We start from the raw sequence: 21,749 nt of genomic DNA on the forward strand, positions 1-21,749 counted from the left end.
CCGAAGGATAGTAATCAAAATACTTTAAAAGAGAAGACACCCTGATTCATCTTAGCACTAAAGAGAAAGTCCGTACGGGTAGCTATTCCCAACGGACTTTCTCTTTCATATGGAACAGGGCTGTCCTGCATCGGTTTGCAGCATTATACTGGTATTGCTTATTTATACTTTTAAACCTTCCTATCAGCGAAACAGCTCACAGGTTTATTGTGCCGCTTTGTCCATCGGAGGGCTGATCATAATGTGCGCCCCGTGCGTGCCCGGATGCATGATCCACGGCATCCCTGCCGTTTCAGGCTTCAGCGGCAGGCCGGTGCTTTCGGCCGTAGCGTACGGAATGTATACCACGTAGCGCAGATATCCGTTCTTCACCTCGCCGGTTGTGCGGTTATAATTCTCTTCAGGCGCTGAGAACACATACAGGGCAGAAGGCTGCTTCGGCATGGGCAGTTTGCCACTTTTAGCTTCTTTTTCACGTGTATCAAAAATCTCTTCCGACGTTTTGCCTGCTTTTTTCAACGCCCTGCCGCGCGCCATAAAAGGGTTCAGGTCACGGTGATAACAGGCAGCAGAAAATCCATCCTTGTTCGGATCATCAGCCAGGCAGATCATTTCGTTGGTACCTTTGCGCAACACAACCAGGTCGCCTTGCGGATTATAGCCCAGCACGGTGGCTTGCTCCTGTTTCTCGGCCGGGGCAGCCAGCACGGCCGCTTTTATCTGCACCTCTGACGAAGGAATATTTGTCTGGGCCTGCGTGCTAAACCCCGCCAGGATCAGGGCAACAGGGAATAAGATGTTTTTCATAACAGTGTTTGCTTTAACAGAAGTACAGGTTTTTAACCAATCGTTTAAATTTTTCTTAATTTAGATAAATAAGTGAAGCCATACAAGACATACATACCAGGAGCGCATTAATGGTGTTTCCAACTTTCTCAATGCTGTTCATTCAGGGATAGATTTTATGCATTGTATTCCAATTATACTCTATCAAACAACTTTGATCATATAGTTACAATGAAATAGAAATTATACCTGATGCCATACAGGTGAAGGTATAGAACCAGGAGGTGTACCTTACCAGGAAAGAATACAACCTGCTGCTCTATTTCATCATCAATAAAAAACAGGGCGGCGATACTAATTTTCATTTTCTCGCCTCTGGCTGCTGCAGGTTAAAACGGCGCAGAAACAATGCAGGCTTAAAAACTTTTAACTTATTGACAGGCTGTAATCAGAACTTAAATTATTCGCTGCGATGTTCGGTTTATACAGGGTATTTTATCCGTTTGCAAATGCCGTCAAACAGCATCTCACCCTATTAGGGCTAAGTATAATTTATACTTTCCCTGATTACGATACTTCTACAAGTTCTTTATCCATATTTATGCTGAAGCCATATTACCTGTTAATAAAAAATTTAAGACTGGCATTTTTATGCTTGTTGGCAATATTTTTCACAGGCACACATGCGGCTCAGGCCCAGTCGCCGGCACAGATAGCAGACAGCAGCACGGCACTATACTTTATACTTGCAGCTGATACAACTTACCAGGAACTCATTCCACAGGAAACCGGAAAAGAAATATCAGCACGCAGGCTCAAAACTGTTGCTTTGGTAATGGCCGGCGCTGCTACATGGGCGGCTGCCTATACTTTTGTAGATGAGCCGGTACAACAGTTTATGCAAAGCCACCGGTGTGTTGTAGCAAACGATATCGCCAGCGGAGCGCAGGTAATTGGGCGGCAAAAGTATCTGATGCCTGCAGTTGGCGTAGCGCTTGCGGGCGGCATAATAGCAAAAGATAAGAAGCTGCAGCAGGCAGCGCTTATTTCGTTGGGCAGTATGCTGGCCAACACCGCTGCAAGCACTGTTTTAAAAGGCACTTTCAACCGGTACCGGCCAAGTACAACCACTGAGAACCATATTTACGACGGTCTCTTTCAAAGCAAAGGCAATAGTTCTCTGCCTTCTTTCCATACCTCTACCGCATTCGCTGTGGCCACCTCTTTTGCTACGGTTTACAAGGACAGCAAGTATGTTTCGCCCATTGCTTATGGCCTGGCGACACTCGTAGGTTTATCACGTATAAATGACAATGCCCATTGGACAACAGATGTGCTGGCAGGCGCAGCAGTAGGCTACCTGAGCTCCAAAGGCGTAAGCTACCTGTATAACAGGGCAAACCGGAAGCTGGAAAACCGGCAGCAAAAGCTGCTGCTAACACCGCAAATTAACCTGGCATCGGCTCAATTGAATGCTACGCTTATCTTTTAACAGCTTAAACTTTCAAAGAATAACTACAGCAGCAAATTAACCGTTTCTGAAACAGGGCTATCTAAAAGAAAATCTTTATGCCGAAACGGTGTTTACTATTTCTCCTCCCGCTACTGCTCTGCTACCAGCTTGCCTGCGCGCAAACCCACGACTTAAATTATTACCTGGCTACCGGCCTTCAGAACAGCCCGCTCCTGCAGGATTATCAGTACCAGGTGCGGTCCAACCTCATTGACAGCCTGAAAGTATACGCCACCTATAAACCACAGGTAAGCGCCAGCGGCACTGCCATGGAAGCGCCCATATACCGCAACTTTGGCTACGATGAAGCGATCACGGATGGCGGCAATTATACCGGTGTGGTAAGTATAACGCAAAGCCTGTTTAACCGGAAAGCACGCAACGCGCAGCTGGAGAATATCCGGCTCCTGAACCAATCACTGGCAGCGCAGCGGAAAATCGAGGCGCAGGATCTAAAGCGGATTATCACGGCACAGTATATCACCGCATATTCCGATTTCAGGCAGATGCAGTTTAGCCAGGAGGTGCTCGGCATTCTCCAAAATGAGCAGCCTGCACTCCGGAAGCTGGTGCAAAACGGGATATACCTGCAAACAGATTACCTTAACCTTGTCATCAATATAAAGGCGCAGGCTATTGCTTTCCGACAGGCCCAAATACAGTACAAGTTCGACTTAAACGGCCTGCGTATACTTTGCGGCATCGTAGACACGGGCATGGTTATACTGGCAGAACCGGAGATCCAGGTGCAGCACTTACTTACTGCCAGCCTCACACCCACGCTACAGAAATTCAGAATCGACAGCCTGCAGCTTGTTGTGAACAGGAACCTGGTAGACCTGAACTACCGCTACAAGTGGTCTGCTTTTGCGGATGCGGGTGTGATGGCCACCACACCGCAGGGTATACCGCATCACCTCGGTTCCAGCATCGGCCTTAGCTTTTCGGTACCGATTTATGATGGCGGGCAGCGCCAGTTCGAATATCAGAAGTTAACGATAGCAGAGCAGAGCCGGCAAACGTATCGCGATTTTTACCTGCGCCAGTACCGGATGCAACAGCTGCAACTGCGTGAGCAACTGGCTACCACCGACGAGCTGATTCAGGACATACAGGAGCAACTGGCCAGCCAGCAAAAACTGCTGGACATGTATAAACTGGAAATTGCTGCCGGGCTGGTGCGTTTCACAGATTTTATACTTGTTATCACCAGTCTCGCCGAAACACAAAACAACCTCGTTCAGGCCGAAATCGGGCGTTTTCAGGTTGTAAACGAATTCAATAATCTGAAATGAGATACCTACGCTATACCTGTTATCTGCTGGCAAGCCTGCTGGCCAGTTGCTCTTCTTCCAGTGAGCCGGATGCGGCGGCTGATGAAACTGAAGTAAAAACGCCTGTTACCGTTACAACGGTTTCCAATGCGCCCCTCAAAGAAACAATTGATCTAAACGCCATTTCTACCTACCAGAAAAAGAATACAGTAAAAGCCGGCACCGACGGTTACATTCAAAAAGTATTTGTTACGCTGGGAGAACATGTGCAAGCGGGCGCCCCGTTGTTCACCATGAAAACGAAAGAAGCCCGGGTGCTAGGCGATTTGATGACGCAGGATCCGTCGCTGCATTTTAACGGTATAATCACGATAAAAGCGCCTGCTTCGGGTGTGCTGCTGGAAATAAACCACCAGGCCGGGGATTATGTAAACGATGGGGATCAACTGGCGCTAATCGCCGGCCTCAACAGCTTTGTGTTCCTGGTAAACGTGCCCTTTGTACTGAATCAGTATGTTACCATCGGCACCAAAGCTACGATTATACTTCCGGATTCGACGAAGATTCCCGGCACCGTTGCTTCTAAATTATCGACAATGAACACGGCGGCCCAAACGCAGCAATTCGTCATTAAACCGCAAACCAATGCCATACTTCCGGAGAACCTGCAAGCTATCGTACGCCTGGATAAAAAAACCAAAGCCCAAACGCAGGTACTCAGCAAAGCCGCCGTGCTTACCAACGAAACCATGGATGCGTATTGGGTAATGAAACTGATAAATGATACTACAGCGGTAAAAATACCTATAAAGACAGGCATAACCACAGAAGACGCTGTTGAAATCCTGAGCCCGAACTTCTCTCCTGCTGATCGCATTCTCACCTCCGGCAACTATGGACTGCCCGACACGGCTTATGTCCTCGTTCAAAAACAGCAGCCGGAATGAAAAACTTCTTTGTCAACTACAAAAGCCCCGTGGCGGTGGTGCTGGCTATCATTTTGCTGGCTGGTGCCTTCGCCTATACCCGGATGCAAACCTCCCTGTTCCCAGAGGTAACTTTTCCGAAGATAAAGGTGATTGCGGACACCGGATTGCAGCCGGTGGGCACCATGATGATAACAGTAACCAAGCCGCTGGAAAATGCCATCAAGCAAGTGCCGGGTCTGCAGTTACTGCGTAGCACGACCAGCCGTGGCAGCAGCGAGATTTCCGCCTTTATGGACTGGGGCGCCGATATAGATTTGCGCAAACAACAAGTGGAATCGGCCATCAACCAGGCAAAAGAAAATCTTCCGGCTGGCATATCCATCACTGTAGAGAAGATGAACCCGAGCATACTGCCGGTGCAGGGTTACGTGCTAGATGGCACCGGCCGGAGCCCGATTGAGCTGAACCAACTGGCACTGTATACGGTAAAGCCATACTTGTCGCAGGCGGCGGGCGTGGCCGATGTGCGGGTGTCGGGCGGCAAGACCAAGGAATACCGCGTGGTGCTGAAGCCCGAAGCAATGCAGGCCCTGCGCATTACGCCTGCCATGATTTCAGATGCGCTCAGCAGTTCCAACTTCATCCAGAGCAACGGCTATATTTCTGATTACAACCGGCTATACTTGTCGGTAACGGATGCCACCATCGAGAACAAAAACCAGCTGCAGGATTTCGTCATCAGCAACGACAGCCTGCGGGTGGTGCAGTTAAAAGATGTGGCCGACGTGCGCGTAGCCGAGCAGGTAGAATACGTGCGGGTGAATGCCAACGGTAAAAGCGCCGTGCTGGTGGCTGTGCTCAAGCAGCCAAACGCTAACTTGATGGATATTGCTGCTTCCGTAAAGGACAAAGTGGCGCGACTAAATGCCTCCATACTTCCCAAAGGAGTTACCCTGAAGCCATACTATGTGCAGGCTGATTTCGTGGCCGATTCCATTCGCAGCGTGAGCGACAGTTTGCTTGTCGGGTTGTTTCTGGCGATCGTCGTGGCCATTATTTTCCTGCGATCGCTCAAGTCCAGTACCGTTATCCTGATAACCATACCCATTACGCTCGCGCTGTCGCTGCTTGTGATGTTCGTGCTTGGCTATACATTAAATATCATGACGCTGGGTGCTATTGCGGCAGCTATCGGACTCATTATAGACGACGCCATTGTGGTGGTGGAACAGATTCACCGCACGCATGAAGAGCATCCCGAAACGCCTACGAAAGAATTGCTATCCAAAGCTGTGGGTTACTTGTTGCCGGCTATGGTAGGTTCTTCCATCAGCACCATCGTCATCTTTTTCCCGTTTGTACTGCTGAGTAGCGTGGCCGGGGCCTATTTTAAAATCCTGGCCAATACCATGATCATTACCCTGGTCTGCTCCTTTCTTGTTACCTGGATCGGGCTGCCTGTTATTTACCTGCTGCTCTCCCGCAAAACCAACAAAATAAAGCCTGCCACACCCGGACAACACAGCAAATCCCGCCGCTGGATTACGTACTTTATACATCGGCCGGTGCTAAGTATGATTTTTACTGTTTTGCTGATTGCCGCCAGTATTTTATCTTTTCCATACTTAGAAACAGGCTTTCTGCCGGAGATGGATGAAGGCTCCATTGTGCTGGATTATACCTCGCCGCCCGGCACCTCGCTCACCGAAACAGACCGCATGTTGCGCGAGGTGGAGAAGAAAATCACGCAGATACCGGAAGTAGAAAGTTACACGCGCCGGACAGGTACGCAAATGGGCTTTTTTATCACGGAGCCGAATAATGGCGATTACCTGATTCAGCTCAAAAGCGATCGTGCACGATCCTCAGACGAGGTGATTGATGAAATCCGGCAGTATGTAGAAACAACGCAGCCTGCTCTTTCCGTAGATTTCGGGCAGGTAATCGGCGATATGCTCGGCGATTTGATGAGCTCCACGCAGCCCATCGAAATAAAAATCTATGGCGATAACCAGCAGAAGCTACAACAGCTTGCCCGGCAGGTAGCCACCATCACCGAAAATGTGCCCGGCACCGCCGATGTGTTTGATGGCATTACGATTGCCGGACCATCCGTAAACGTGGTGCCACAGGCCCGGAAACTTGCGCAGTTCAACTTATCTCCCAGCGACTTGCAGAACCAGTTACAGGTACAGATGGAAGGAAGTATTGTTGGGTCTGTGTTCGAGAATGAGCAGCAAACTAACATACGGATGGTGTACCCACAGGCAGCAGAATCATCTATAGATGAGCTTAAAAATACATCCGTTTTTCTTCCAACGGGGCAGCTCAAACAGATGCAGACAATGGCAACAGTTACGGTGTTGCCGGGCCAGGCTGAGATAGAACGCGAGAACCTGCAAACGATGATACCAGTTACCGCCCGCCTCGAAGGCCGCGACCTGGGCAGCGTGATGCAGGACATCCAGCAGAAAATAAATAGCAACGTGCATCTGCCACAGGGTTACCACATCAGTTATGGCGGCGCATACCAGGAGCAGCAGCAATCGTTTAACGAACTGCTGCTTATACTTGTAACAGCGGCGCTGCTGGTGTTTGCTGTTATACTTTTCCTGTTCCGGGATATGCGTGTGGCGGTATTAATATTAGTGATTGCCATACTTGGTATTTCAGGCAGTCTGCTGGCCCTGCTCCTCACCCAAACCGCCCTGAACGTGGGCAGTTACACCGGCATCATCATGATTATCGGTATCATTGCCGAAAACGCTATTTTCACTTACCTCCAGTTTAAAGAGACGCTGCACGAAACCAACCCGGATGAAGCTGTTACCTACGCTATTTCCACGCGCCTGCGTCCTAAACTGATGACGGCGCTGGGCGCTATTATGGCGCTGCTGCCCATCGCTTTCGGCATTGGCACGGGCGCGCAGCTGCACCAGCCGCTGGCTATCGCCGTTATCGGAGGCTTCGTAATTGCGCTGCCGTTGCTGCTAATAGTATACCCTACTTTTTTGCTGTTCATTTTCAAGCGAAAACAAACCACTGCTTAGCTTCCCGGCTCCGGAATCCCAATTTTTCAGCAATCAAACCTACCTTTATCCTTGATATCTGCCTGTAGTTAGTGGGGCAGAACGCTAATTTTTAGGACGATGAGCAATTAATGCTTATTTTGTCGCTGCAAAAATAATCCTCTTATGCATCCGAAAATATTTATCACTGCCTGCGCTGTGCTGTTGTCACTGCCCGGATTTGCACAGATGAACCCTGCCTGGCCGGCGATTTTCAAGAACATCAACACAGAAGTACAAACCAATTCCAAAGCATACAGCACCCTGAAAGAAGCTTCCGAAACAATCGGCCACCGGCTGACCGGCTCGGAGAACGGCAAGAAAGCGGAAGAATATGCCTATAATCTGTTAAAATCGTATGGCTTCAGCGATGTACGCTACCAGCCTTTTGAGGTAGAAAGCTGGAGCCGCGGCGACTTGAAAGTGGAGGTTGGACCGGATGCAAAGCACCTGGCAAGTATAAAATCCGTCTCGCTGGCGCATTCTCCTGTTAAGGCCGATGTCATGGCACCTTTGGTTGATATGGGTAACGGCCTGGAAGCCGATTATACGGCCAGACCAAATGCCGTGAAAGGGAAAATTGCGCTCGTATACCTGGGTGTGTTGCCCGGCTCGCCGGAAGGCACCGGCACGCTGCACCGCTCCGAAAAAACAGCTATTGCCATCAAAAATGGCGCAAAAGGCATCATCATCATCAACACGGTAGCAGGCGGCACACTGCTGACAGGCACCGCCTCCGTTACGGGCAAGCTGATACCAATCCCGGCAGTTTGCATCGGCCTGGAAGACGGTCTGAAACTGAAAGAACAGTTAAAAGTGATCCCACTGAAGGCGCACATCGCCATGAGCAATTTTTCGGGTATGATAAAAGCCCGCAACGTAATTGCCACACTTCCCGGCAAATCGCTGCCAAAAGAGAAGATTGTAGTAGGCGGCCACCTCGATAGTTGGGATCTAGCAACAGGGGCCATCGATAACGGTATCGGATCTTTTTCGGTGCTGGATATGGCACGCACCTTTAAAGCACTAGATTTACAGCCGAAGCGCACCATTGAATTTGTGATGTTTATGGGCGAGGAAGAAGGCTTGCTGGGTTCCAAAGCGTACGTAGCAGAAGCTGCAAAAAACAAAACACTCGACAACGTGGCTTTTATGCTGAACTACGATATGACGAACGATCCCAAAGGCTACAATGCCAGCAACCCGGCCAGCAAAGAACTGTTCCAGTCCATTGGCGCCATTGCCGCTGAAATTGACACCACCTTTAAAAACAGCTTCAGCGCGCGCGCCGGTCTGCACTCCGACCACCAGCCTTTCATGCTGCACGGCGTACCAACTGGCGGCTCCTCAGGGGGTAAATTGCCCGAAAAAGGCGGAGACTGCTACCACGCCGACTGCGACTCTTTTAATTTAGTGGATGAAGCCGGTCTGAAGAACACTGTGCGCTTCAGCACAATGCTGCTGTATGGTTTAGCCGATGCTAACAAAATACCGGCCAAACACCTCAACGATGCAGAAACACGCGCTTTCCTGATCCAAAACAAGCTGCAGGAACCCCTTGAAATTGCCGGTGAATGGCGCTGGAAAGAGTAAGGATGAGTTAACCAAGGTATAAAAATCAATGATAACTCTAGTAACTATACTTAAGTAACAAAGCGTTTGCTGGTGCGAGCTTGCAGCTCGTACCTTAATATCTACAGAAAAGGGACGAGCTACAAGCTCGCACCAGCAGAGGCACCAGCAGCGATATTATAAAGTATAAACGAGAAATTTAAGTATAAATAAAAGGCACAGTTTTTTGCATGATTGACTTTGCCTGTTTACGTTTAGGTATGATTCCATCAAAATTTAGAATAATGAAGAAACTACTCCTTTTTTCCCTCGTTTCCGGTTTCGCATTTCAGGCATGTACGCAGGGCATCGTCGGGCAGGAAGACCAGGCAACTGTCACGGCGGGTAATCCGGTGATACAAGGCTGGTACGCTGATCCGGAAGGCGTTATATTCGGAAAAAAGTACTGGATATACCCTACATATTCGGCTCCTTATGAGGAACAGGTCTTTTTTGATGCCTTCTCTTCGCCTGATCTGGTTAACTGGACAAAGCACAGCCACATATTGGATACTACTAACGTAAAGTGGGCAAACCGGGCCGTTTGGGCACCGGCCATTGTGGAGAAGGACGGCAAATACTACCTCTTCTTCGGCGCCAACGACATCCAGAGCGACAATGAAAAGGGCGGCATCGGCGTAGCAGTAGCAGATAATCCGGCAGGCCCTTTTGTAGATTACCTGGGCAAACCATTGATAGATAAATTTCATAACGGCGCCCAACCCATCGACCAGTTTGTGTTCAAGGACAAGGATGGCCAATACTATATCATCTATGGCGGATGGCGGCACTGCAACATTGCCAAACTCAACGATGATTTTACAGGTTTCATACCTTTTGAAGATGGCACTACTTTCAAAGAAATAACACCGGAAGGTTATGTAGAAGGGCCTTTTATGTTTCTGAAGGACGGAAAATACTATTTTATGTGGTCTGAAGGCGGCTGGGGTGGCCCGAATTATTCGGTAGCCTATGCCATTGCCGATTCACCGCTTGGCCCTTTCAAGCGCATTGACAAAGTGCTGCAGCAGGATCCTGAGGTCGCGACTGGTGCCGGGCATCACTCTGTAATACATGTGCCCGGGGAAGATCTTTGGTACATGGTATACCACAGAAGACCGCTAGGCGAGACTGCAGCAAACCACCGGGTAACGTCTATCGACCGGATGTACTTTGATGAAAACGGGTACATCAAACCGGTAAAAATCACCAAAGAAGGCGTGGCAAAGCACCCGCTGAAATAACCGGAAGATCCAGGCAAATCATTTGTTCCCTATTTTAACAGCATACTGTTAAAATAGGGAAAGCTGGAGCGGAGCTGACGTTGCTACTACTGGTTTGTGGTTTATGCTTATACTTTCATACCTATAGCCTGTGTGGCTGATGGTATAAACGGGCGTTTCTTCAAATCGGGAGGCCACTACAACTTCGGTACCGCCTGCATGCGCATCGAATAATTCCTGAACCAGCTTGGGACAGTTATTATTTTTGGATAAGTGTGCGAGCAGCACATGGCTCATGAAAGACGGTTTACAGGCTGTAAACAGTTCCAGTGCCTGTTTGTTAGACAAATGGCCTTTGCCTCCCCTGATGCGGCGCTTCAGGTAAAAAGGGTAATTTCCCTGATCCAGCATATCGTCATCGTAATTAGCCTCCAGAAAAGCAGCGTGGCACTGCTGAAAATGATGGATAAGGTTTGCACAGGGAACACCAATATCTGTAAACACGCCTACTTTAACATCGCCGCAGGCAACTACAAAACTGTGCGGATCTGCGGCATCGTGCTGTTTGGCGAAAGCTGTAACAGTGAGTTTGCCAATGCTAATCACCTCCTCTGCCTGAAAGGAAATAACCTGAAGACCGGTAAAACCCAAACCGGCATTCCGCAGAGTGGCCGGTGTTATAAAAACCGGCAGCTGGTATTTTTTGGCCAGCACCGCTATTCCACGAATATGGTCGGAGTGCTCATGCGATATAAAAATGGCCTTCACCTTCCCCATAGACAAACCGAGACGCTTCATACGCTTTTCGGTTTCGCGGCAGGAAATACCGGCATCCACCAGTATAGCCTCGCGGTCGTTGCCGACATAGTAGCAATTACCATTGCTGCCTGAATTTAAGGATGTGATGAACAATTGCATATCTGTAAATAAACCGGTTTTTCAGGGATTAAGCAACCTGCTATATGAAGTATAAAATGCAGCAGCTAAGTATAGCGCCTAAGTCTGTGTCTGTTCCGCTGGTGCGAGCTTGCAGCTCGCACCTCATTCCTGTTGATGTAAAGGTACGAGCTACAAGCTCGCACCAGCAAATTGCCTCTTTCAGCAAACCCATTTCCTGCCAATCCCTTGCATGTCGTTCTGAAAAAGCCGCTGCTTCTGCTGCCTGAAATTTTGCAAGACTTCTGCTCCTTAAGTAAGGAGCGAACAAGCCATACCTCCCAAACAGTTCATCCTAAAGTATAAGCGACAGATAACCAGGTATAAAATATTCAGGGCAGCTATCTGAATCCTGATACTTGTGACTTTGTGCTTAGTACCCTTTCAAATCGAGGGTATCTGTCTCAATGATATCAACACGCTTGCCCATCTTTTTCTGGATGATTTTGAAATGATGGCTGTCCTCAGGGCAGATTAGCGATATAGCTTCGCCCTCCGATGCGGCGCGCCCGGTACGGCCAATCCTGTGGATATAATCTTTGGGAGAGCGCGGCAAATCATAGTTGATCACGTAAGGCAAGGACTGAATATCGATGCCGCGGGAGGCGAGATCAGTAGCGACCAGCACCCGAAGTTTGCCGGATTTAAACTTACTCAAGCCTTCTGTCCGGGCGCCCTGGCTTTTTTTGCTGTGCATGGCAGCCGCCTCAATGCCGTTTTTAATGAGCTTTTCCACCAGGTTATCGGCCGTACGGGTGGACGAGACAAAAATCAGTACCTGCTGCATGTTTTGCTGTTTGATGATATAGCGCAGCAAGGGACCTTTTCTTTCAGCAGCCACCTGGTAAGCCAGCTGCTTTATTAAGTTGGGCGTTTTGCTTTCTGCTTCAATCTCTATTTTTATCGGATCGTGCAGCAGTTTTTCGCGTATGGCATCTACCGCGTCGCCCAGCGTAGCAGAGAAAAGTATGTTCTGGCGCTTTTCCGGCAAAAGGGCAAATATCTTGTCCATCTCTTCTTTAAAGCCCAGGTTCAGCATTTTATCAGCTTCATCCAGCACGAGCACCTCCACCTCCGACAAATGCACCGCCTTAGAATCTACCAAATCCAGCAGGCGGCCGGGTGTGGCTACCAGGATTTCGGCACCTTGCAGCGCCATCATTTGCGGGTTGATGGATACACCGCCAAACACAGCTACTGTTTTTATTTTCTGGGGGAGGTTAGCGCCGAACAGCTTAAACACATCGCCAACCTGCATGGCCAGTTCCCGCGTCGGCACCAGCACCAGGGCTTTAACATACCTGTTTTTTGCAGCCTTGCGGCCCTGAAAAAGCTCCAGCAGCGGCAAAACAAAACCGGCTGTTTTGCCGGAACCCGTCTGGGCAATGCCAAACACGTCTTTCCCTTTAATTATGGCCGGTATGGCTTCGCGCTGGATGGGGTAGGCAGCTTCGTACTGCTGCGCTGCCACGGCTTTTAACAAAGGCGCTGATAAACCAAGGGATGAAAACGACATGTTATACTTCTGCTGTGATGAAAAACTGCTTTTACATCACAAAGATACAACTTAAAAGAAGAAGGTATGGCAGCGCAAAGAATACTGCTTTTCAGGCTGATGGGTATCAGGGTAAAAAGTATATGCACATACCAGGCATACTGTCAGGCCATAAACCTGACGGTATCATTTTATGGTACAATCGCGGATTGCTGCAATTTATCAAACTCCTGTTTTGTAACGGTAAACACCGTACCATGGCGCGTGCCTTCCGGGAAGCTGACTTTATCGGATATATCTGTCCAGTTTGCCAGGTCGGTTGAGGTTACGGCGCCCATCGTATGCTCGGTATACTTGTCGAAATACACGATCCACTTGTCTCCGATCTTTAGCACTGTTGGTCCTTCTGCCCAGTATTTCCCGGTTATCGGCTTACCGGGCTTCCCGTAAGGACCTGTAAGGCTATCGGAAAAAGCTACCCGGAGATTCTTCTGCACAGGCTTGCGCGTTTCGTCTTTCAGGAACATGATATACTTGTCTTTCTTTACCTTTTTGATAGTCGCATCGATCACGTTAAATCCCGGCTCGTAGAGCAGCTTGGTATCGCTGAAGTGCTTAAAGTCCCTTGTGCTCACATAGTATATCCGGTGATTATTGTCTCCCAGGGAGTCTGTTTCGGGGAAGCGGCCGGGAATGGTGGTGGCCCAGTAAATGATATACGCCTGCAGCTGATCGTCCCAATTGATTTCAGGCGCCCAGGCGTTCCGGGCGGCAGATTCCTGTGCCATAACAGGCACATACTGCTGCTCCGACCAATGTATCAGGTCAGGAGAAGAAGCATACCCAATCCCTTTCTCGCTCCAGCTCACCGTCCAGACCATGTGGAACCTGCCGTCCGCGCCGCGGATGATACAGGGATCGCGCATTAGCTTATCGTTGCCTACTGTGGGCTTTAAAATGATGCTGTCGTTTTTCAGGGCTTTCCAGTTGAAGCCATCGTAGCTGTAGGCCAGGTGCAGCCCATCGCCATTCCCTTTGAAATAGGAAAACAGGTAAACCTCATCTCCTGACTCTTTCTGTGCAAAAACCAGCACAGGAAGCATAAAAAAGACAAATAAGATCTTCCTCATAGTATAACTTGTACCCATTCAGGCATGTTGTTCACCTGTTTCCTTATAAACTTTCCTGCTTGCCAACCGGGCGGATGGTATAGGTGTAAGTATACTGCTTATCCAGCAGCCTGTAAGGCTCGTGCGGTAGCGCGCCCCAGCTGTTGTCGCCGCCCACACCGCGTTGCTTCAGGTCTACGTGCAGGTATACTTTGTCCTCGTGCCGGATGTCGGTGGGGTGCTGCTGCTTCTTGGTCAGGCCCGGGTCCAGCGCCTCGGTCGGAACATCGAGCGCACTGAAGCCCAGCGGCTGCGCGCCATCTATCTCCAGCCCCTGCCCGGCCTCGTTCGTCAGCTTCAGCCAGCGTACATCGGTATGGTAGCCGTTCTCCTGCGGACGGATATAGTTTTCTGTAAACTGGTTCTGTACGCTGTCCTGGTATAGGCCGACAAAAGAAGCTGTCTTGCGATCGCTGTAGTTTTCCCAGGGGCCGCGGCCATAATAGCTCAGGTGATCATACTCGCCTGGCAGTACCAGCCGCATACCGAACCTCGGCAGCTCCGGTAAATCCCGGCCTGTCATATCGATGGAAGCGGTTACGGCAATAGAGCCGTCGTTCTGAATCAGGTATTTCACCGTGTAAGGCACGTTGATGTTGGTCAGTTCATACTGCACTTCTATCGGCAATCCCTGCTCCGACTTCTGCCCCACATCCACCTTTTTCACCTGTTTGTTGACATGGGCTGTACGCCACACGCCCAGCCTGGCGGGCATGCCGTTGCCGAAGTCATTGTCAGTGGGCGCGCGCCAGAAGTATGGCTCCGGGAAGGAACTGATAATCCGCTCGCCGCCCTTGCTATACGACACCAGGCGCCCTTCTTTGGTGTTAAAAATGCCTGAAATGTCGCCGGACGTGAATTTGAGCATGTTGCCGTCCCTGCTGATGGTCAGTTCCCCTTTTTCCGGCGATGCAGCAAAGTACTTGCCATCGGCGAGAGAAAACTGCTCCCGCGCCACCTCATGACCTGCTGGCACCAACTCCGTGGCATTTTTCGTGTAAGCATACACGTTCAGGAAATACTCTTCCCCGTCTTCGGGTTTTACAGAAGGCAGCTTCAGCCTCACGTCTTTTTGCTGATGCGGGGCAAGTTTCACGCTAAAGTCATCCTGCTTCTGCAATGCTCCATTTTTATACAGTTCCCATCTGAAACCATACTGGTCCAGGTTAGTAAAGTCAAACTCGTTCTTCACCATGATGGTGCCTTTACGCAGATCTCTTGCATCGAAGAGGATGTTCTGGTAGTACTTCTTCACTTCGTACAGTCCCGGGTGCGGTGTACGGTTAGCGGCCACCAAACCATTGGAGTTGAAGTTCTCGTCGTTCTGTAAGTTGTAGCCACCCAGGTCCCCACCGTAAGCCCAGAAGGTTTGCCCCTTGTCATCTTTGGTTTTTATTCCCTGGTCTACCCAATCCCATATAAAGCCGCCCTGCATTTTAGGCGAGCTGCGGATAATGTCCCAGTACTCTTTAAAGTTGCCGCTGCTGTTGCCCATGGCATGAGAATACTCGCACATAATAAACGGCCGCCGCTTGTCGGAGGCTGCATAGGACTTCATGTAGCTGATGCCAGGATACATCGGGCATACGATGTCCGTGTTCCAGTCCTCGCCGGCCTGCTCAAACTGCACCGGGCGTGTTACGTCGCGCTCCTTCATCCACTTGTAAGCATCATGAAATACCGGTCCGTTGCCCGTCTCGTTGCCCATGCTCCAGATGATGACCGAAGGGTGATTTTTGTCCCGCTCCACCAGCTCGTGAATGCGCTCCATGTATGCCGGCGCCCATTGCGGCAGGTAGGCAGGGTGCTTTGCTTTATCGAACGGCCCCTGTAGCTCCGCGCCCATGCCGTGCGTCTCAATATTCGCCTCATCCACTAAGTATAAACCATACTCGTCGCAGAGCTTGTACCAGGTCGGATCGTTCGGGTAATGGCTGGTACGCACCGCGTTAATGTTAAACTGCTTCATCAGCTGAATGTCGCGCAACATAGATTCCCGGCTGAGGGTATGCCCCATTACATCGTCGTGCTCGTGGCGGTTCACCCCTTTCACCAGGATGGGCATTCCGTTCACCATCAGCTGCGCATTTTTGATTTCCACCTTCCGGAAGCCCACTTTGCTGCCTGTTACGGCCACCGTTTTGCCGTTATCATCCTTCAGGGTAATAACGCAGTCGTATAAGTTCGGGTGCTCAGCGCTCCACTGCCGCACGTTTTTCAGCACGCCGCTAAAAAGCGCTTCTCCTGTGCTGGCAGAGGCGCTTTTCTCCTGCGAGAATACTTTTTTGTTTTTATTATCGTACAGTTCCACGGCCACAGTCCCTTTATCAGGGGCGCTTTTGCCGAACTGTCGCAGGTTCACAGTTGCTTTAAAGAGGCCGTCTTTATACTTGCTGTCCAGGTCGCCTTTCAGGAAGAAGTCCCATATACTCAGTTCCGGCAGTACCTCCAGGTATACATCGCGCTCGATGCCGCTCAGGCGCCAGAAGTCCTGGTCTTCCAGGTAGCTGCCGTCGTGCCAGCGGTATACTTGTACTGTCAGCTGGTTATCGCCTTTCTTCAGCGCTTTGGTGATATTGAACTCCGCCGGCGTTTTGGCAGACTTGCTCATACCCACCCGCTGGCCATTGAGAAATACCTGTGCGTAGCCTGAGATAGAGCCGAAATGCAGTAAGATCTCCTTGCCATCCCAATTGGCGGGTACAGAGAAAGTGCGGCGGTAAGTACCTACCGGGTCATAGCTGTTATCCACGTAGGGCGGGTTAGCCGGAAAAGGATAAATGATGTTGGTGTAGATGGGAATACCGAAGCCCTGCAGTTCCCAGTTAGATGGCACCGCAATGGTGTCCCACTGGCTGTCGTTGAGGTTCGGGGCGGAGAAGTCCTGCGGGATATCGGCGGGTTTCTTCACGAAGGAGAACTTCCAGGTACCATTCAGGGACTGATAATAGGGCGAGGCACTGTAGTCGTCTGCCCGTGCGTCCTGCGCATTATCATAGAGCATAAAAGTGGCATGTGGCTTCTCTTTGTTAAAAGACAGCACTTCCGGGTTCTCCCACTCATTCTTAACCTGCTGTGCCATCAGCGCCTGCGACCATAACAGGCAGCATAACATCAAAATCTTTTGCATGTTGTTTATCTTGTTCACTAAATAATCTGCTTATAAATATAAGACTTTTGATTTGTAACCGCAGGATTGAATGTCAATTTCAAGCTACCGTTTCTTTGAATAATAGCTATCAGCGCTAATTCACAGGTATTTGGATCGTCTGAGGCTTTAGTTCCGGCGATTGAATAGTCACTTTAACCATGCCCGGCTTTTGCGCTGCCTGAATATAAGCCAGTAGTTTACCATGCAGCACTTTTCGCTTATTGGCCTTGTAATCTTCATGGCTTGTATGGCTTCCACTTTCCAGGCCCAGCAGTTTGGCAGGGCCTTCTACTGTTACTGTCAGTTCATTATCAGCATTATAAACCAAGTTGCCATTTTTATCCACAACATTTATTTCCACATGCGCCAGTCCTTTCTTTTCCGAGCTTAAAGCTTTACGGTCTATGGTGGCTTTAATGGCGTAAGGCTTATCCGCAGTTACCAGGGTATGGCTGCTTACTTCTTTCCCCGCATTATAAGCCTTTGCAGAGAGTTCTCCCGGTTGATATACGACATCCCAGTAAATTACCCGCTGGTTTGCCTGTGCTAAGGCCTTTTTCCCGAGTGATTTGTCGTTCAGGAATAGTTCAGCCTCACCGGCGTTTGTAAAGCAACTGACACGCACGCTATCGCCAGCCTGCCAGTTCCAAGCAGGATCTGCTTTTTTATGGCTCCAGATGCCCCTGCTCTCCTTCTTCGGGATTTCGGAAGTGCCTATGTAAATCATGGGTGCATCAGACCAAAGGCTTTGCCTGAAGAAGTATTCCGGCTTTTTAAATCCGGCCAGATCCAGCAGGCCGGCACCGTTGCTGCGAACAGGCCATTTACCCGCTTCGCCCATGTAGTCAATTCCCGTCCAGAGATATTGTGCCGAGATGTAATCATTAGTGTCCACAGCTGCCCAGGCATTGAGGCTCATACCATTTTCACTTCCATAGATAACCCTGCCGGGATATTTAGCATGGTCTTCCGGGTAACGGTATTCCTGGTAATTGTACCCAACAATATCCAGCACCTTGGGATAGTCCGTATAGTTCGACATCACCACGCCTGCCAATGCAGCAGTAACCGGGCGTGAAGTATCATACTTCCTGGCAACTTCTACCAAATGTGTTGATAACTCGCTTAAACGGCTGGCCGGCGGATTGTTCGGCTGATAACCTTTGCCATAGATCTGCGGGTTATTTCCTGTGCTGAGCACCTCGTGCGAATAAGGGTCGTTGGGATAATCTATTTCGTTGCCAATGCTCCACATGATAACGGAAGGGTGATTGCGGTTTCGGAGGATCATGTCGCCTAAATCCTTATCAGCCCATTCTTTGAAATATTCATGGTATCCATCCTTGCCGGGAGTGCCTACATTCCAGCCCTCAATCCACTTATTTTTTCCTGTTTCCCACTCGTCAAAGGCCTCATCCTGCACCAGAAAGCCCAGCTTATCACACAAATCATACAGGTAATCCGCATGCGGGTTGTGGCTCATGCGGATGGAGTTGACACCGGCTTCTTTCAAAGTAATGAGCCTTCGTTCCCATACTTCTTCCGGCACAGCTGTTCCCAGCGCCCCGGCATCGTCGTGTATACAGACGCCTTTCAGCTTCATATTTTTCCCGTTCAGAAAAAAGCCCTTATCGGCATCGAACGCAATGCTTCTGATGCCCACCTGCTCCTCTACATCGTCTGTCTTTTTGCCATTCACATACAACGATACTTGCAACTTATACAGCATGGGCTGATCCACCGACCATAGTTTTGGTTCTTTTACCTGGAACGACAAATCAGCTTTTGTTTCCTCCCCTTTCTTTACGTTAAGCTGCCGCTGCGCATTGGCTACAACATTGCCTTGCTGATCAGTTAGTGAAGTTTTAACCTGTACATCAGTATTTTTCTTAGAATCGTTAGCGACAGAAACCGTGACATTGGCCAGGGCATTGGCAGCAGAAACCTCCGGTGTTGTAAAAGCAATACCCCATAAACTAACATGCACCGGTTCTACGGCTACCAGATAGACATTCCGGTTGATGCCTGAACCCGTGTACCACCTGGAATCGGCAAACTGCGTGTGGTCTACTCTAACGGCCACGGTATTGCGCCCTTTCGGGTTAAGGTACGGAGTAACCTCATACTGGAAAGGAATAAAGCCGTTCGGTCTCTTTCCCAGCGAATGGCCATTTACCCATACTTCGCTGTTTTTATAAACGCCGTCAAAGTACAGGTACAACTGCCTGCCCTGCAGCTCCGGAGCTACTTCAAAACTTTTACGATACCATCCGATACCACCCGGCAGGTAAGCTGTGGCACTCGCCCATTCCTGGCTAAACGGGCCTTCGATGCTCCAGTCGTGTGGCAGGTCTACTTTGCGCCAACTCTTATCATCAAAGCTGACGGCTTCACCTTTGGAGACATCACCTTTGTGGAACTTCCAGTTGTCGTTGAATAACAGTTTTTGCCGCACTTGCTGCGCAAGCAAGTTATGAGGCATACTTACAAACAGCAAGGTCGCCAGGCTCAGTAGAAGTATGTTTTTCATGTATAGACTTGGTTTAAGTATGAGGACAAAAGAACGTATGACAAAAGAATTAAAATACAAACAATAATGAGAGCGGGTCATTTATAGCTCCCCTGCACCACCTTTTATACTTGTGCTTATTTGTATGATAATTTATTATTCATTCTAAAAGCAGCAGGTTTAAATCCGTTATAGACTGCGATATAACTTATCGAAAATCGAACTTAAAAAATTACCATCCCTAACCCCTCCTTGAAAAAGGAGGGGAATTAAGTCAGCTTTTTATGCTGGTGGTTGCGATGTCATCTATAACAACACCAACTGGCAGCTTATCTTCTAAATACTTTTAGCCTGTTGTTACTGCACATTGGCAACCAGCGTCGTTACAGAACGGGGCGCTAATGTTACTTCAGTGTCGCTGTTTAAGCTGTTGCCGGGCTGCAGGCTCTCATCTGCTGTGGTTACGTATGGCCGCACATGGGCAATATTAGCTCCCTTCACATTCAGCTTCATTTTGACAGGATGTATTCCGGCATTAACAGCTACCGTTATAAGTTGATGGTTCACAGCATCGAGGTAAGAAGAGGCCAGCAAGCTACTGTCATCTGCCTTGTCTCCTGTTAGCTGAAGGCCCACGCGTACGGCACCAGGACGGATAAAGCGGCTGTAGTTTCCAAGTGCCCAAAGCATCTTGCTTTCGTAGTAGTTACCGTCTGTTTTGTTTTGATCTACATAGATCAGACCATCCTTGTAATCATAAGGAGATATAGCCAGCCACCATTGCCAGGCCGTAGCATTAGCCACCGCCAGATCATTATGAATTACGCGTGCCAGGTAAATAGCAGGATCAATCCCCAGATCTCGTTTGTTGCCATCCATTTCTCCGGCATTATCACCCAGGATGCAGTACTCGGATTGCCAGAACGCCAGCCCTGGCACGGCAGCAACCTTTTCAGCCAGTTGCTTTCTTTTGGCAACAGCCTCCTCAAAAGGAGAAGAGGTAAAATAACTATGAGCCGAAATGACTTTGCCAACATGCGACAAATCGCCGACATAGTATGGAGAACTGTTGCTGAAAAAGGCCTCTATCTGATTACCTCTGCCTGGCTTGTCGTCGCTGGTATAGAGATAATCAATCTTTCCGGCTTCGGCTATGTCAATTTTAGTATCCAGGTTTCTTCTTTCGAGAGAGGTATTGAGTGCCCTGACAATACCGGCAATATCCTCATTCATAAAAGGAGTACCTTCCTGCCCTCCATCGCTCCAGTCCCACTGCGGTTCGTTTACCGGGCTTATGTAGCCGAAGCTGATGCCGTGCGTTCGCTCCACTCCCTGTATAACATCTGCCAGATAATCAGCAAATGCATTGTACTTCTCCGGCGCCAGATTAGGCGCTCCATTAGAGGCGAAGGCTTTGCCATTCTTTGTAAAGTTTACGGGGGGGCTGTTCGGGAAAGCCAGAAACTTGTTTACGCCGCGCGCTCGCGCAGCTTTTAAAAACCAGACCTGCCCTGCCTGCTGTTGCCAGTTATAGCTTCCGTCTTCCTCTAAGAAGGACTCCGCACGCCGCCACTCATCTTTGATGCCGCTTTGCGCTCCCTGTCGGGCACTTCCCGCACCAATATTAAAGCGCCATAGCGACAGGCCTATGCCTTTGGGCTGGCCGCTGGCGCTGGTGTCCGTGCTGAAAAGCAAATCGGCTATGGCGTTTCTTTTTTCATCCGGCCAGTTTCCTACAAACTGACAAGCCCACGCATCTGACGCAGCGAAATTATCAATCGTCTGGAATGTTTGCGCAATATCTATGGTTGCGGTTACTTCTCTTACAGGAAGCGGCGAAGAACCTGTTTTCCTATCATCCTGGGGGAGATCGGCAGAACAGCCTGCGAAGAAAAGAAGCATCATTAACAGCTGCGGCAGCGCAGTTGCACGACACCTGTTGGCCTGGGGAACAATTTTTATCATAGCAAGCTCAATATCACCTTCCCGTGCAAAGCAGGAAAGCACCTGGTACTACTTGTATAGCACCAGGTGTAAGTAAATAATAATATAAGTGCGATTCAGACAAAGAACAAAAAGCTTTCG

The 21,749-nt window shown here is 49.4% G+C and carries 13 protein-coding genes; 6 read left to right on the plus strand and 7 right to left on the minus strand.

Annotation, left to right across the window (positions count from 1 at the left end; all coding sequences use genetic code 11):
- Positions 1 to 204: 204 nt before the first annotated feature.
- Positions 205 to 807 carry a hypothetical protein gene (locus tag I2I11_RS06010; RefSeq protein ID WP_196266757.1) on the minus strand — a complete coding sequence of 201 codons (603 nt, stop codon included), beginning with the start codon at positions 805 to 807 and terminating at the stop codon, positions 205 to 207.
- A 637-nt stretch (positions 808 to 1,444) separates the two neighbouring features.
- Here I2I11_RS06010 and I2I11_RS06015 point away from each other — a divergent pair.
- The 6 genes from I2I11_RS06015 (at position 1,445) to I2I11_RS06040 (ending at position 10,425) form a co-directional block, all read left to right on the plus strand.
- Positions 1,445 to 2,278, plus strand: coding sequence for a phosphatase PAP2 family protein (locus tag I2I11_RS06015; protein ID WP_196266758.1), 834 nt, complete (start codon positions 1,445 to 1,447; stop codon positions 2,276 to 2,278).
- A 77-nt stretch (positions 2,279 to 2,355) separates the two neighbouring features.
- On the plus strand, positions 2,356 to 3,594 hold the full coding sequence (locus I2I11_RS06020) for a TolC family protein (RefSeq protein ID WP_196266759.1): 1,239 nt from the start codon (positions 2,356 to 2,358) through the stop codon (positions 3,592 to 3,594).
- Positions 3,591 to 4,520: an efflux RND transporter periplasmic adaptor subunit gene (locus I2I11_RS06025; protein ID WP_196266760.1), complete on the plus strand. Its 930-nt coding sequence runs from the start codon at positions 3,591 to 3,593 to the stop codon at positions 4,518 to 4,520. The genes I2I11_RS06020 and I2I11_RS06025 overlap by 4 nt, the downstream gene beginning before the upstream one ends.
- The gene (locus tag I2I11_RS06030; protein ID WP_196266761.1) at positions 4,517 to 7,552 is read left to right on the plus strand and encodes an efflux RND transporter permease subunit; all 3,036 of its coding nucleotides are present in this window, start codon (positions 4,517 to 4,519) and stop codon (positions 7,550 to 7,552) included. Before I2I11_RS06025 ends, I2I11_RS06030 begins: the two co-directional genes overlap by 4 nt.
- 144 nt (positions 7,553 to 7,696) lie before the next feature.
- On the plus strand, positions 7,697 to 9,163 hold the full coding sequence (locus I2I11_RS06035) for a M28 family peptidase (RefSeq protein ID WP_196266762.1): 1,467 nt from the start codon (positions 7,697 to 7,699) through the stop codon (positions 9,161 to 9,163).
- 263 nt (positions 9,164 to 9,426) lie between these two features.
- Positions 9,427 to 10,425, plus strand: a complete 999-nt coding sequence (locus tag I2I11_RS06040; protein WP_196266763.1) for a glycoside hydrolase family 43 protein — start codon at positions 9,427 to 9,429, stop codon at positions 10,423 to 10,425.
- 48 nt (positions 10,426 to 10,473) lie between these two features.
- On the opposite strand, the gene I2I11_RS06045 is transcribed toward I2I11_RS06040, so the two are convergent.
- From I2I11_RS06045 to I2I11_RS06070, 6 genes are all read right to left on the minus strand, one after another.
- Positions 10,474 to 11,322 carry an MBL fold metallo-hydrolase gene (locus I2I11_RS06045; RefSeq protein ID WP_196266764.1) on the minus strand — a complete coding sequence of 283 codons (849 nt, stop codon included), beginning with the start codon at positions 11,320 to 11,322 and terminating at the stop codon, positions 10,474 to 10,476.
- Between the two features lie 391 nt (positions 11,323 to 11,713).
- Positions 11,714 to 12,856, minus strand: a complete 1,143-nt coding sequence (locus I2I11_RS06050) for a DEAD/DEAH box helicase (protein ID WP_196266765.1) — start codon at positions 12,854 to 12,856, stop codon at positions 11,714 to 11,716.
- Between the two features lie 170 nt (positions 12,857 to 13,026).
- The gene (locus tag I2I11_RS06055) at positions 13,027 to 13,965 is read right to left on the minus strand and encodes a glycoside hydrolase family 43 protein (protein WP_196266766.1); all 939 of its coding nucleotides are present in this window, start codon (positions 13,963 to 13,965) and stop codon (positions 13,027 to 13,029) included.
- A 43-nt stretch (positions 13,966 to 14,008) separates the two neighbouring features.
- Positions 14,009 to 17,134, minus strand: coding sequence for a beta-galactosidase, LacZ type (gene lacZ / locus I2I11_RS06060; protein WP_196266767.1), 3,126 nt, complete (start codon positions 17,132 to 17,134; stop codon positions 14,009 to 14,011).
- Positions 17,135 to 17,249: 115 nt separating this feature from the next.
- Positions 17,250 to 19,685 carry a glycoside hydrolase family 2 TIM barrel-domain containing protein gene (locus I2I11_RS06065; protein WP_196266768.1) on the minus strand — a complete coding sequence of 812 codons (2,436 nt, stop codon included), beginning with the start codon at positions 19,683 to 19,685 and terminating at the stop codon, positions 17,250 to 17,252.
- Positions 19,686 to 20,021: 336 nt separating this feature from the next.
- Positions 20,022 to 21,629, minus strand: a complete 1,608-nt coding sequence (locus tag I2I11_RS06070; RefSeq protein WP_230679926.1) for a glycoside hydrolase — start codon at positions 21,627 to 21,629, stop codon at positions 20,022 to 20,024.
- Positions 21,630 to 21,749 lie beyond the last annotated feature (120 nt).

The organism is Pontibacter rufus (assembly GCF_015694705.1).
GTDB lineage: Bacteria > Bacteroidota > Bacteroidia > Cytophagales > Hymenobacteraceae > Pontibacter > Pontibacter rufus.

Excerpts from the sequence above, each read along its gene's own strand:
- I2I11_RS06010 (WP_196266757.1), bottom strand. The coding sequence starts at position 807 with ATGAAAAACATCTTATTCCCTGTTGCCCTGATCCTGGCGGGGTTTAGC.
- I2I11_RS06020 (WP_196266759.1), top strand. The coding sequence starts at position 2,356 with ATGCCGAAACGGTGTTTACTATTTCTCCTCCCGCTACTGCTCTGCTAC.
- I2I11_RS06025 (WP_196266760.1), top strand. The coding sequence starts at position 3,591 with ATGAGATACCTACGCTATACCTGTTATCTGCTGGCAAGCCTGCTGGCC.
- I2I11_RS06030 (WP_196266761.1), top strand. The coding sequence starts at position 4,517 with ATGAAAAACTTCTTTGTCAACTACAAAAGCCCCGTGGCGGTGGTGCTG.
- I2I11_RS06035 (WP_196266762.1), top strand. The coding sequence starts at position 7,697 with ATGCATCCGAAAATATTTATCACTGCCTGCGCTGTGCTGTTGTCACTG.
- I2I11_RS06040 (WP_196266763.1), top strand. The coding sequence starts at position 9,427 with ATGAAGAAACTACTCCTTTTTTCCCTCGTTTCCGGTTTCGCATTTCAG.
- I2I11_RS06045 (WP_196266764.1), bottom strand. The coding sequence starts at position 11,322 with ATGCAATTGTTCATCACATCCTTAAATTCAGGCAGCAATGGTAATTGC.
- I2I11_RS06050 (WP_196266765.1), bottom strand. The coding sequence starts at position 12,856 with ATGTCGTTTTCATCCCTTGGTTTATCAGCGCCTTTGTTAAAAGCCGTG.
- I2I11_RS06055 (WP_196266766.1), bottom strand. The coding sequence starts at position 13,965 with ATGAGGAAGATCTTATTTGTCTTTTTTATGCTTCCTGTGCTGGTTTTT.
- lacZ (WP_196266767.1), bottom strand. The coding sequence starts at position 17,134 with ATGCAAAAGATTTTGATGTTATGCTGCCTGTTATGGTCGCAGGCGCTG.
- I2I11_RS06065 (WP_196266768.1), bottom strand. The coding sequence starts at position 19,685 with ATGAAAAACATACTTCTACTGAGCCTGGCGACCTTGCTGTTTGTAAGT.
- I2I11_RS06070 (WP_230679926.1), bottom strand. The coding sequence starts at position 21,629 with ATGATAAAAATTGTTCCCCAGGCCAACAGGTGTCGTGCAACTGCGCTG.